Source organism: Lysinibacillus sphaericus, assembly GCF_006864135.1.
Classification (GTDB): Bacteria; Bacillota; Bacilli; order Bacillales_A; family Planococcaceae; genus Lysinibacillus.
In genome coordinates this window covers 45,385-58,282 of the sequence record NZ_SADV01000004.1, presented here as the reverse complement: position 1 = coordinate 58,282, position 12,898 = coordinate 45,385, and the positions used below count along the sequence as shown (strand labels likewise).

The window sequence follows — 12,898 nt, the reverse complement described above, 5'->3', positions numbered from 1 at the left end:
GATGATTAAGTTAATGGTAGTGCAATTAAATAAATCAGCAATTATTTGTATTGGTTTAAGTGGTTAAATTAAGGTATATACATTTGTAATATTCGGAATGACCATTTATTTATATTCCTCGGGGGATAAATTGTATATGATAAAAAATAATTTTAAAATAGAAAACATTCCAGCAATTTTGTGGGGTGATAAATCAGATAAGTTATTTGTGGTGGTGCATGGTAGCATGTCAAATAAGGCAGATGACTCGATTATTGTATTTGCAGAAGAAGCAACAGCAGTAGGCTATCAAGTGCTTAGTTTTGATTTACCTCAACACGGTGACCGTCAGGATGATACTTATCTTTGCAAAGTTCAAAACTGTGTTCAAGACCTTAATATAATAATGACCTATGCAAAATCGCTATCAAATAATATAAGCATTTTTGCTTGTAGCATGGGAGCATATTTTAGCCTATTAGAATATAGCCATGAGCCATTGAAGCAGTGTTTGTTTCTTTCTCCTGTAGTAAATATGGAACGTATCATAAATAATATGATGACATGGTTTAATGTAAGTGAGAGCAGACTAAAAATAGAGAAAGAAATTTCTACACCTATTGGACAAACTCTCTATTGGGATTACTATTGTTATGTGAAAGAACATCCTATTGTTGCTTGGAATATTCCAACTTCAATTCTCTATGGTTCAGAAGATAACTTATGTGAGTTTGACGTCGTATCTGAATTTAATAAACGTTTTAACTGCAAGTTGCAAGTAATGGAAAATGGAGAACACTATTTCCATTCCGAAGAACAGTTGCAGTATTTCAGACAATGGCTGAAAAACATATTTACGTTAAATGATAAAAAAATGATTGATGTATAAAATTCTGTAAAAGAGAGTTAAGGGAAGTCAAAATGGCTTCCCTTAAAAGTTATTTACTACTATTAAAACGACAATGAACTCGAATTTAACATAAGTGTTTAACAACCCCTGCTTGATGCGCATCCATGAAATATGAAATATTAAATAGCAATAGCTTCTAAGACGCTTTGAGTAAAAATATTCCACAAAAATAAAAAACCTACTAGGCTCTAATATGTTCAGTCACCTAATAGGCCAATTAATTATACAACATAAAAGCTAGTCAAATTTTAGCCCCTGCTCCCAGATAATTCCTCTAAAGAAACAACAATCATATTTTGATAATAGCCTCTCTAAAGTATTTTTTCGCTAATTGTTTTACTCAACTAATTCTACAGTAAGTGTAGTAACGCACATTGGGGCTGTATCTTGGACTGTTCCATCATAACCGACCTTTATTTTATCACCAATCTTAAATTTTATGTCGGGATTCTTTGCAAGATTTACATAAACAATTCCTCTAAGCGCATCATTTTCAGATTCAGTTACGTAAACTACAGCTTTCCGATCATTTATCATCTCTTCAATAATCCCTATAAAGGTTGCGTTAACTTCACTTTTACCTATAAACAAAAAACTACAGCATAGAAGAACTATAAATAGCGAAATAAATGCCTTTTTCAAAAAATATTCCCCTTATATGTAAGTTTTAAAAATACTAAGGAAAATAACTATTAAAATTCCGCTTAAAATAAAATAAATGTCTGCGTTTGTTTATTTTCTACTGTCGCATTATAGACATATAAGCCACTGAGGAACTGGACTTGCCTGTTAGCATTTTAAATAAAAGATACCAAAAACTACCGATTTCTAAGCGGTCTACTGTAACCTTATTTCATTTATTCAATTTATTGTGTCACCAAAGTCTTGATTCACGCTTCTTTAATTTTACGGGGGATTTTAAATCCTAAAGCAATAGCTGCTCCTACACAGCTAGATAGACATCCGATTATCAAATATATGGAAAGCGATGATTCACCAATTACAACAGAGGCTATTCCTCCAATGACGGGAAATAAAGCTACCATGTACCCGCTTTTGGCAGCACCTATTCTTTCAACAAGCTTTAAATAAAATAGCCATGCCAGGAAAGATGCTATCAATGTTAAATACAGTAAAGCAGATATGTATGTTATTGATGTAGGAATGATAATCTTTTGTCCCTGTGACAATACAATTATTGACATTAAAATACTTCCTACAGTGAAACCAATAGCATTCGAATAAATAGGGTCAATCTTTATTCTGGCGTTTCTTGCAGAACTTGCATCACCAATCGCTGTAAGTACTGTACCTAAAAGAGCAATCAAAATGCCTTTTAAATCAGCAAAGCTAGAAAAACTACTTAAAGAAGGATATATGAGAACACAAACACCAAATACCCCCAAAACGCCCCCAAATAACACACGAGGATGTAGTTGCTCTTTTAAGAAAATACGAAGAGCTAGCGGCGTCAAAATCACTTTTAATGAAAAGATTAATGTTACAATTGCTGCTGAGCTTAATATTGTTGCGTAATATAGGCATAAATAACTTAAAGCAAAGTTACATACACCAAACACAATGATAAAGGGTATATCTTTCCTTGTAGGTATCCCTTTTGGCTTAAGAAATAATACAAGGGCGATAAATAAAAACGCAGTAATAACTAGCCGATAAGTCAATGATAATTCTAAGCTTACTGGCGTCCCTTGAATTTTCACTGCAATAAAATTAAGCCCCCATACTATTAAACAAAATACATACATTAGATTAGTCACTATATTCTATATACCTTCAATCGTTCTTTAATTAACGATATTTCTAAAGAGAATATATTCTAGGAAAGAATTCTCTACTCTTGTAATTATCGCCTAATATATAGTATCATCGCATATCAAGTTTGTAAAAAGGTTTTTCCATAAACTGCATCTATTTTGTTTGATTTCTCAAAGCAAAAGTGTGTTGAATCACCTTCTATGATGAATACACACAAAAGACCAGGCACTCACCTTTTAATGAGCACCTGGCCATATATAGCGTTTAGGAGATTTTCTAAAAACCAATTATCATCTTTTTAAATTCTTAGTTTTTTATATTTTTTTGGATATTATATTGCAGTGCGTTTATTAAATACGTAAATAGTTAGCATCCAACTAAATGTGACTATAACCACAAATAAGAGTAACATATTACTATATAAATAGCTTGAGGGGTGATAAATTATCGGTAAAATTCTTTGGTCAAATAAACGTATCGATAATAAGCCTCCTACGACTGCAATACCTATTCCCTCAGATAAAAAGCTTGTGAAATTAAGGAAGCTCATTCCTGCACCAGCTTCCTCTTGTTTCAAACTAGCGGAAACAATCGTGGATATCACTGTTTTTGTAAAAGAAAGGCCACCAAAAACAAATATCAAAATGATTGACATTAACCAAGGGGTCTTTTCTAGAAATAATGCAGCTATTAAAAAACTGATAGAAATAAACCCAACACCAATGGTTAATACAAATGTATGATTCTTCTTATCCAGAAGTAATCCTCCAATATAGCCGAAAAGAACAACACTTATCGTCCCAGGAAAAATTATTACACTGCCTATCATCGCAGTACTTAAATGGTAAACATCTTTCATCATATAAGGAACCATAGATATAAATCCAGCTACAGTACCTAATATAAGCCCACCACAGAGAATTCCAATCATAAACGAAGAATTCTTCCTCAATGAAGGTTCAATAAAAGGATCTGATACTTTCGTAATATGTTTAAGAAAGCCTAGGAAAAAAAGAATACTACTTATAAGAAAAGGTAATCTATAGGATGTTGTAAATAACATAAAAAATACAATACCTATAGACATTAAGATAATTCCTACTATATCGAGAGAGCCTTTTCTTATTTTTTCTTTTTCTAATAATTTCATAAGAAAAGGAACAGTTAAAATAGTTGCTGAAGGAATAAGTAATAAATAAGACCAGTGAATATAATGGGCAATCATCCCACCAATAACTGGTCCTACCCCTTCTCCTAATGCTACGATAGAACCGATAAGGCCAAATGCTTTGCCACGTCTTTCTATTGGTATATAACGTGTAACTACAACCATAATGAGTGATGGAAAAGCTGCAGCACCAATTCCTTGAATAAAACGAGCAAAAATGAGTAATGAGAAAAAAGAATGTCCAATGAATCCAATCAAAGATCCCACACAGTTCATTACAATTCCAAATATAATTAATTTTTTAATCCCCATCAAATCAGATAGTTTACCGTATACAGCCGTTCCTATAGAAAAAGTTAACATAAAGGATGTATTTACCCAATTTGTACTTGCTGGGGCTTTGTTAAACTCATTTGCAATATCAGGTAATGAAACATTCAATACCATTTCATTTAATACGCTAAAAAAAGAAAGAACACACAGCCATAAAAGCAATTGATTATGACGATTATTCACCTTTACCCTCCATTAGTGAGGGTTTACGTAGTTTATAGGGTTAATGATACGCTTCCCTCTATAAATTGTACCCAGTTATATTTATTGCACTTCATAAGAATTCCTCCCATTTTTTTCATTATTGTATCATATTACCATAACAATCTGGTGTTATGGAAACAACTATTTTTTCAAAGTTTCAAAAATACCCAGACGGTGATAAAGCTTCCTTGTCATACTTTCATTTTACCGACCACTACCAACTCATTTACATTCCTACCGTTAATGTTTAGTTGCAAATATAATCTTCAAGTTGCCACCAATGGCGTATATGAAATATGAATTTCTATGCCTCACCCATAAATACAAGAAGTACAACTGATAATGCAACACCAATAAAATAAATCCCTAATACACAAATAGGTGAATACTTCCAAAAACCTTTTTCCCTTTTCATAAAGCTCTGAATACTAAAAATTGTTCCTATAATAAATAAAATAACCCCAACTAAAAATACCCATGCCACATCAAGTTGAACGTAATAAAAACAAGCTACAACAATAAGTCCCGCTACAGAAAATATTGTTGATAACATCCCCTTTTTATTGAGCATAATTTATCCCCTCTTTAATTTTCTATATTACATTAATAGACACTATAAGCATGTCGGTAAAATATCTATCCCCAGGATTATCCTGATCCGTTAGTCTAATAATTGGGTATGATTTTCCATTTACCATTCCAACCAATTATCGGACGATGGTTGAAGTGAAAAAACCATAGTAATTTTTCTAAAGCTTCAACGATCAACGTTCTTCTGCTGGTGTTCCTTTTACACCACTTTCAACGCAAACAAGGTCGCTAAAAGCTTCTAAGAGCTTGCTACTCATTGCATGCTATTTACTCATAACACATTTACCATTTATCTACCAACAAAGACTTTGCTATGTTATGATTCTTTACAGATTGAAATTTTCATTTAAAAGAACATAAATATGGGTAAACATAGGAGGAATTATGAATTATATAAAATCTTTACGGCAATATGTTGGAACAAGCCCTATTATTGCACCAGGTTCAGCAATCATTGTTTTTAACAGAAAGAATGAAATACTATTGCAATTACGCTCAGATACAGAAGATTGGGGGCTGCCAGGCGGTGGTATGGAAATAGGAGATAGTTTTGAAGAAACTGCTCAAAAGGAGTTGTATGAAGAAACAGGATTAATTGCCGAAGAATTGAAATTGGTTGGATTAGCTTCAGGGAAAGAGTTATATTATAAATTTCCACATGGGGATGAAATTTATAACGCTACGGCAATTTTTAAAGCAACTACTGTTAAAGGCATTATTAAACAAAATGAGGAGAGTAAAGATTTAAAATATTTCCCTTTAGAAAAACTTCCAGATTTAAATTATACAACATTGAAATTACTAGAAAAGGTTGGTTATATTTCAACTGATTAGATATGGTGAGCTATTATCAACATTTCTTTATCCAAAACAAAAAGCTAACCATCAATAAGTGCTTGTGCATAAAATTACCACAAGCCCTTTTGTTATGCTTCCTTAATCACTATTAAGCCCTCCTTCATCACACTGATGACCAATAGATTTTTTATATTAAATTAAAAAGCCCTTTAGCTCTGATAAAGCACCCGTTAGCCATCCATGTAGCGCAAAAAACAGCGCTACACCACAGAAGATGAAAATATACTCAGAACGGGTATTGTATACTAAGCTGGGAGAGGAAGGTCGATAAACTATGGTGTCTTGAGCCCTTCCGTTAGTCTGACCGCACAGATTGAATGTTAAATCAGGAAGTAACTTGCCATTTCAAGGGATGTGGAAAAAAGTCTCCTAAGATCAACTTCAGTTAATAGTCCAACTACAAGTACGAAAATAAAGCTTATGGAGTTCAGCAAAGTTTAGTTCAAACGGTGAACAATTTCATATTGATTTCCACAAGGGTCTTCAAAATAAACTGCATAATAAGTAGGGCTGATGGGAAATTGTTGAGGTCCAGAGGTAATTTTTCCACCAATTTCTTTAATCAGTGTAGCAAGTCTGTCAACTTCATCACGATTTTCTACCCAAAATCCAACTAGATTGCCGTTCGGTTTATGCAAAGGATCTTCAGTGATGGCAAAATAGGCTACACTTGGAAGATTCCCATTGGCTGCAAACACCTTCCACTTATCACTATGGAATGTTTGAATAAAGCCTAATGCTGTAAGAAAACCCTCATAGAATGGTAAATTTTTCTCTAAATTATTTACTCTAAGGTCAATGTGACTAAATGGGTTCATAACCTATCCCTCCCTTTTAAAATTAAACCATTCTTCTATTTGTTTAAGAATTCTTTTCCAGTATTGCTGCATTTCTTCTCTCACATTTTGATCAGAGAGATTTTCTTGGTGGAAGCTAATGATCGTTTTTGTATTTTCTTTTGGTATGATCCGAACTTGAATGGTAGAAGTTTTATCCCATCCTTCTTTTTTCCAAGCAAGTCGAAGTTGTTGTAGAGGTTTAACAATTCGAATTTCACCTTCCCCCATTTTTGTACAGAATTTCTGACCTGGTTGAAGATTTATTTTGGTGCTTTCACCTAACCATAACTTTAATCCATCTTCAGATGCGATTAATTCCCAGGCTTTTTCCTGCGAAATTGGAAAAGTCCTTCTAATTCCTACTTGGAATCCAACCGTTTTAGTTTGACCAACAATTCTCCATGTGTCCATTTCTTCACCTCTCATTTAAAAAACAAAATTTAAAATTCTTATATTAAAGTTCTTGATATATACCAATAATTCCTTTTTATCCATATTATTGTTTAACCAAACTACTTCGTTAGTTCAATAAGAAAAAAGAGCTGCCTACGCAACTCAACGATCTTCCAGTAAAGTACCCGCTCCGTTAGTTTAACTAAGAAGTTACTTTTATCAAATATTATAATTATTTTATATAGGGATTTTTTTATGGCATTATGTTGTAATTAATCATTCTTACTAAACCATGTAACAATGGATTTTATCATATTTTCAAATGCTTCTTCTTTAAATGGTGAAGCGATCCCTGAATTATCAAGTACGTCTAGGAAAGTTAAACGTCCCCCTTGTTTACAAATATCCATATATAATTTGTTGGTGCCAAAAGTTCCCTTTTTTAAGTAAGAGTGATTATAAGTAGTTTTTTATGGCATATATTTTTATTCAATTTCAACCCATTTTTTCTTCGCTCCACGAATAATAAGTTAGGATTTGTATAGATAAAATGTTAAAACTCTTCAATACTAGCCCTATAAGGCATTCCAAATATAGCATTTTCTCAGTGGGAATATCTATAATTCATTGCGTCATCCCCAAATATTTCTTCCATGTAGGGCCAAATAAGAAATTCCAATGCAATTGAGTTAATCTCACAAGCTTTATTAGTGGGAAGTATAAATTCTGGTATGTTGTTTTTTTGGTTGAAAATAGCCATTTGAAATGCATGACCAAATTCATGTGCCAGTATCTTTACATCCTTTCTTGATCCATTTAAGTTTGCAAATATATATGGAATCTTTTCATTACATAAATAATTAGTATAAGCACCTGTTGTTTTATTTTCTTTTATGGTTAAATCCATAGGGTCATCTGTAGTAAAAAAGAGGATAGATAGAGCGAATTTAATTAAGCTCTCCTATCCTTATAATGTGTGACATTAAATATGAATTCACTATTTAAAATAGTTTTAGCTTATAACTTGACTTTTAATAAAATTTAATCTTCCTCTGTTTTCATTCATATTATTTGTCTGTTTGTTTCTTTTTCAAATACTCCGCACGTATTTTTTCAAGTTGCTGCTTTTTATCAAATTTGGCGGGTTTGTTTTTTTCATGATACTTTGTCACAGCTACCTTACCTTTGGTATCCAATTGATATTTCCCCACTTTGTTCACCTACTTTTCTTATCTTTAAAGAGAATTTATTCAATACTATAATATAACTCATAAAGTAAACCTTATTATTTTTTTAGTGTACCGCAAACCTTTACTTTGAGATAAAGCAAAAGAAGCTATCCAAACTTGGAGATAGGTTCAATCATACTTTATACAAGGACGGAAAGCCCATTTATATTGTTCTCAAAGGATAACTGTTTTCCAAATCATCCTGGCCATTTGAGTAAACAATGGCAAGATATTGTACGTCAGTATTCGATACCTTCAATTATGGTTCATAGTTTGCGACATACATTTGCTTTGTATATATTGTCTAAACCGGTAATATGAATGTCATTTGAACAACTAGGTCACGCAAATATTCGTGAAACGCTTAATACGTCCTCTAATGTTGGCAAGACTTTTCAACTCATTATCATCAAAAAACCTCAACAGGCTATCTTTATCGAGTCACCCGTTGAGGATTAAAAATCTTATTAATTTTTAGTGTAGTCCCTTTTAGTCCCTTTGAAAGTTATTCCAACCTTCAAATCCTTGATCAGACTATTCTTGAATAGCCGCTTCAAGTGCAACAACGATCATATCATTGAATGTAGTTTGACGTTCTTCTGCTGTTGTTACTTCACCAGTTAGAATGTGGTCACTTACTGTTAAGATCGAAAGTGCTTTACGGCCGTGTTTTGCAGCTAATGTATAAAGTGCTGCTGATTCCATTTCTACAGCAAGTACGCCATATTGAGCTAATTTTTCATTTTGGTGCTCATCAGAATAGAACATATCTGCTGTGAAGATATTACCTACTTGTAAGTTTAAACCGGCTTCTTTACCTGCATTGTATGCTTTTAATAATAAATCAAAGTCAGAGATCGGTGCGAAGTCGATAGCGCTGCCCCATATGATTTGGTTCATACGTGTATCAGATGTTGCTGCTTGCGCTAAAATAACGTCACGAACTTTTACATCTTTTTGAATTGCACCACAAGTACCTACGCGGATTAATTTTTGTACATCATATTCTTGCATCAATTCTGTAGCGTAAATCGAAATTGAAGGCACACCCATACCAGTACCTTGTACAGAAATACGTTTACCTTTATACGTACCTGTATAACCAAACATATTACGAACTTCGTTATAGCAAGTAACATCTTCTAAAAACGTTTCAGCAATATACTTTGCACGTAATGGATCTCCTGGAAGTAAAATTGTGTCAGCGATTTCGCCTTTTTTTGCATTAATATGAATACTCATACTGCAATCCCTCTTTTCTGTCAGTTATCACTATAAATAATACTGTGTTTCTCCTATTTTCGCAATGCTAGACGTCTAGCAACTTGAAATTATTTATTTTGTCTAAATTTATATCACGCATGATCTACGTATAATGCCCACAACTCATCAAATACTCCTGTTGTTAAGTTGTCTGTGGCGTAAGATTCAATATAAGAAGAAAGCTCATCAAATTCCTCACTCTGCTTCGGAAAATTATGCTCATGGAACATTTCCTCCGCAAATCGCACTTTAGGATCTGACCAATCCCCACCTCTAAATGTTAGTACATACAAATAAAAGCTCTTTTTCATACTAGAAATCCCCTCTTTACTCTTCTGCTTTCCGCTAGTTTATCAAAAAATACCTTCTTCGTCACAAAAATATCTATTAAGCATTTTCTCCTATTCATCCTAACAGTACTATTCTCTCGTCAATATCTGGACTTTCGTCACAGAAAAATAGTATGCGTTTTTGTCTGAAAAATGAAAATTTTTAGATAAAAGGGATAGAAATACCTAGTAAAATACGGTAAAATTTAAACCATCTATTCAAAAATAGGAAGGTGATGGCGATGAATAACTCTCATAAATACAGGATCTCCATACAGAAACGCCTGTCTCTCTTTAAAACTAGGTTTTCAAAAAAGAAAGTAAAAAATTTGGAAGAAGATAGGCGTAATCTCCCTCCTACTAAAGAAAAACGACAACGTTTTTACCATTTAATACGAGGCAAAGTCCTTATCATATTTTCTCTCCTGATTGTTATAAATGGCACAATGGGTTTATTATCGTATATTAATATTCAGAATCTGCAAAGACAAATGAAAGACTTTACTGAGAAAAACGTTCAGGAACAATTAACTGTCAACCAACTTGCTTATGAAATTGCGAGGCTCACCAATTTAGAACAAGCCTATTTAATTACCGGGGACGGGAACTTTGCTACATCTTATAAAATGAAAATTGATACTATCGATAAAAAAATGAAAGCCTTAGAAGAGCAGTTTACAGAAAGAGAGTTAGAGTTAGGTCATATACAGGCGATCGATCAGTATTATAAAAATTACCTTGAATATTCTTTAAAAGTCATGACAATGCGTGATGAGCTTGGTCTCGAACAAGCTCGAAAGCTCATGATGGGCGGTACTGGAGAAACGATGAAGAATTATATTGACAAAAATATCGGGTCCATTAATGCGGTTATGGATGATGCTAATAAAGCAAAATTAGATAAGCTTAACAAGCAAGTTACACTATCTATTACTTCTTTCTTCTTCATTTCCATACTTGGATTTATTGCAATTATTATTTTTGGTTATATGTTATTTAAATCATTAAGAAACAATACACAGGCCATTAACCATTCCATTCTCGATATTGCACAGGCGGGTGGCGACTTGACACGACGTGTTAAAGTTCGTAATCATGACGAGTTCTCAATTATTGCCACTTCAACTAATACACTTATTGAATCGATATCTTTCTTAATTAAACGTGTCAGTAATCTGGCGGACCATGTTTCAAGCAGTAGCTTAGAGCTAATGTCTTTAGCCGATGAAAATGCCCGTACCATACAGAATATTGCTGATGCTACAGCTGATATTGCAAGTGATAGCGAAAATACGATTTTTAGTATGTCTAGCGCACAACAAAAAATGAGTGATCTTGAGCATGCTGTACACCATTTAAATGAGCAAGCAAATGCTGTTCAGCGTGCATCCCTAGCTATGCAGCAAGCAGCTGATGAAGGCAGTCGCTCCGTTCAACAATCTTCATTAGTCATGCAAGCTATAGAAGAAACGATGGCCTCCACGACTTCTATAGTCGAAGCACTCGGTCGAAAATCCGCCGACATAACATCTATTATCGGCACGATCACTGCTATTTCAGAGCAAACAAATTTACTCGCCTTAAATGCAGCGATTGAGGCAGCACGCGCTGGTGAGCACGGGCGGGGCTTTGCGGTAGTCGCTGATGAAGTTCGAAAGCTAGCCGTACAATCTCAAAATGCCGCAAAAGAAGTAACATCCATTGTAACGTCCATTCAAGACGAAGTAACATCCATCATCTCTCAAAACCACGAGGGTGTATCATCCGTTATTCGTGGCGTTGAAGTAACAAATGAAACAAACCAATCTTTAGACAATATTTTAACGCATACTCAAGAAACGACGACAATTATCGCGACCATGGTAGAGAAAATTGCATTAACTCTTGACTATAGCAATGCTGTAGCGAATGATTTTGTCCATGTGAATGCCTATGCAGAACAATCAGCTGCCAACACAGTCACTTCAGCCGCTGCAGCCACTCAAGGATCTGCATCCATGCAGGAAATTAACGCCTCTGCCACAGAGCTTGCTCAACAGGCAGATAGTCTGCGTAATCTTGTAAGTGAATTTAAAGTTTAAAATGTCTCAGAATCTCTATTAAAAAATCGTCTAAAAGATGTTCTTTATTCATGAAGCAGATACATGATCAAGCACCAAATTTTAATGGAGATCGTAGTCTAAAACAATAGGTTAAGATTTGGAGAGGACAATGTTAACTAATTTGAATCATTACTTAAATGAATTAATGGTGTATATTCCTGAAGGAGAAATTCGCCTACGAGATTTTCGAAACGAGCAAAAATGGATTAGTTCGAACTATAAATTTGGAATGCCAGGTAAAAGGAAAAATTTAAAGGAAGTTAGTTGGAATGTTGAGATACAGCCATTTTATCTTGCTAAATATACTGTGACTGAAGAACTTTATGCAACTATTATGGGAAAGAAATTTTTAACACCAATAAATGATCGAAAACCAATTGTTAATGTTTCATGGATAGATGCAGTGAACTTTTGCAATTTATTGTCTGATGCTCTTGGCTATGACGAGTTTTATGATTGTGATCAGCAAAGTAAATTAGTTGTCTGCAATTATAGTTCTAATGGTTTTCGATTACCGACAGATGCTGAATGGCAGTATGCATGTAAAGCAAAATCAAAAGGCTATCGGTATGGAGAAATTGACGAAATTGCTTGGTATCAAAATAATTCCAACGAACGTGTACACAAAGTTGGAGAAAAAATGCCTAATGAATGGGGCTTGTACGACATGATAGGAAATGTTTAGGAGTGGTGCTGGGACATATACGATGAAGAGATATTTGGCAATTATCGTATAATCCGAGGAGGTAGTTGGGCTGAGGAAGAACGTGGTTGTGGAGCTACCTGTCGTCGTAAGAGTATGCCTGATTTCTTTATTGATGATATCGGATTTAGAATTGCAAGATCAATCAGTTAATATTTCTAAACAATGATGACGTTCTATCCGTCGCTTTTGATACAATTTAAATAACCATAAAAAAACTC

The 12,898-nt window shown here is 33.9% G+C and carries 14 protein-coding genes and 1 pseudogene; 4 read left to right on the top strand and 11 right to left on the bottom strand.

The window, feature by feature from the left end:
- The first annotated feature begins 136 nt into the window (after window positions 1–136).
- Window positions 137–868 (top strand): alpha/beta hydrolase, encoded by a 732-nt coding sequence (locus C7Y47_RS06330; protein WP_142507999.1) that lies wholly within the window; start codon window positions 137–139, stop codon window positions 866–868.
- Between the two features lie 357 nt (window positions 869–1,225).
- Here C7Y47_RS06330 and C7Y47_RS06325 read toward each other — a convergent pair whose 3' ends face one another.
- The 5 genes from C7Y47_RS06325 to C7Y47_RS06305 form a co-directional block, all read right to left on the bottom strand.
- Window positions 1,226–1,531 (bottom strand): hypothetical protein, encoded by a 306-nt coding sequence (locus tag C7Y47_RS06325; RefSeq protein ID WP_142507998.1) that lies wholly within the window; start codon window positions 1,529–1,531, stop codon window positions 1,226–1,228.
- 248 nt (window positions 1,532–1,779) lie between these two features.
- Window positions 1,780–2,667 carry a DMT family transporter gene (locus tag C7Y47_RS06320; protein WP_142507997.1) on the bottom strand — a complete coding sequence of 296 codons (888 nt, stop codon included), beginning with the start codon at window positions 2,665–2,667 and terminating at the stop codon, window positions 1,780–1,782.
- Between the two features lie 329 nt (window positions 2,668–2,996).
- Window positions 2,997–4,349, bottom strand: coding sequence for a Tet(L)/Tet(K)/Tet(45) family tetracycline efflux MFS transporter (gene tet, locus C7Y47_RS06315; RefSeq protein ID WP_142507996.1), 1,353 nt, complete (start codon window positions 4,347–4,349; stop codon window positions 2,997–2,999).
- Window positions 4,350–4,381: 32 nt separating this feature from the next.
- Window positions 4,382–4,444, bottom strand: coding sequence for a tetracycline resistance efflux system leader peptide (locus tag C7Y47_RS26070; protein WP_366151260.1), 63 nt, complete (start codon window positions 4,442–4,444; stop codon window positions 4,382–4,384).
- A 230-nt stretch (window positions 4,445–4,674) separates the two neighbouring features.
- Window positions 4,675–4,941 (bottom strand): hypothetical protein, encoded by a 267-nt coding sequence (locus tag C7Y47_RS06305; protein WP_142507995.1) that lies wholly within the window; start codon window positions 4,939–4,941, stop codon window positions 4,675–4,677.
- A 404-nt stretch (window positions 4,942–5,345) separates the two neighbouring features.
- Between C7Y47_RS06305 and C7Y47_RS06300 the strand changes: the two genes are divergently transcribed.
- On the top strand, window positions 5,346–5,795 hold the full coding sequence (locus tag C7Y47_RS06300; RefSeq protein ID WP_142507994.1) for an NUDIX hydrolase: 450 nt from the start codon (window positions 5,346–5,348) through the stop codon (window positions 5,793–5,795).
- A gap of 461 nt (window positions 5,796–6,256) precedes the next feature.
- Here the strand turns inward: C7Y47_RS06300 and C7Y47_RS06295 are convergent, their stop codons facing one another.
- The 6 genes from C7Y47_RS06295 to C7Y47_RS06275 form a co-directional block, all read right to left on the bottom strand.
- Window positions 6,257–6,637, bottom strand: coding sequence for a VOC family protein (locus tag C7Y47_RS06295; RefSeq protein ID WP_090635801.1), 381 nt, complete (start codon window positions 6,635–6,637; stop codon window positions 6,257–6,259).
- Window positions 6,638–6,640: 3 nt separating this feature from the next.
- The gene (locus C7Y47_RS06290; RefSeq protein WP_142507993.1) at window positions 6,641–7,069 is read right to left on the bottom strand and encodes an SRPBCC family protein; all 429 of its coding nucleotides are present in this window, start codon (window positions 7,067–7,069) and stop codon (window positions 6,641–6,643) included.
- Between the two features lie 586 nt (window positions 7,070–7,655).
- The gene (locus C7Y47_RS06285; RefSeq protein ID WP_142507992.1) at window positions 7,656–7,958 is read right to left on the bottom strand and encodes a M3 family metallopeptidase; all 303 of its coding nucleotides are present in this window, start codon (window positions 7,956–7,958) and stop codon (window positions 7,656–7,658) included.
- A 160-nt stretch (window positions 7,959–8,118) separates the two neighbouring features.
- Window positions 8,119–8,262: a hypothetical protein gene (locus tag C7Y47_RS24850; RefSeq protein ID WP_185903418.1), complete on the bottom strand. Its 144-nt coding sequence runs from the start codon at window positions 8,260–8,262 to the stop codon at window positions 8,119–8,121.
- Window positions 8,263–8,814: 552 nt separating this feature from the next.
- Entirely contained in the window at window positions 8,815–9,522 is a 708-nt protein-coding gene (gene deoD, locus C7Y47_RS06280) for a purine-nucleoside phosphorylase (protein ID WP_142507991.1), read from the bottom strand.
- Between the two features lie 113 nt (window positions 9,523–9,635).
- Window positions 9,636–9,854 carry a YozE family protein gene (locus tag C7Y47_RS06275; protein ID WP_142507990.1) on the bottom strand — a complete coding sequence of 73 codons (219 nt, stop codon included), beginning with the start codon at window positions 9,852–9,854 and terminating at the stop codon, window positions 9,636–9,638.
- A gap of 260 nt (window positions 9,855–10,114) precedes the next feature.
- Here C7Y47_RS06275 and C7Y47_RS06270 point away from each other — a divergent pair, with 260 nt between their 5' ends.
- The gene (locus tag C7Y47_RS06270; RefSeq protein WP_436970098.1) at window positions 10,115–11,953 is read left to right on the top strand and encodes a methyl-accepting chemotaxis protein; all 1,839 of its coding nucleotides are present in this window, start codon (window positions 10,115–10,117) and stop codon (window positions 11,951–11,953) included.
- Between the two features lie 130 nt (window positions 11,954–12,083).
- Window positions 12,084–12,830, top strand: a pseudogene (locus C7Y47_RS06265) (formylglycine-generating enzyme family protein).
- Window positions 12,831–12,898 lie beyond the last annotated feature (68 nt).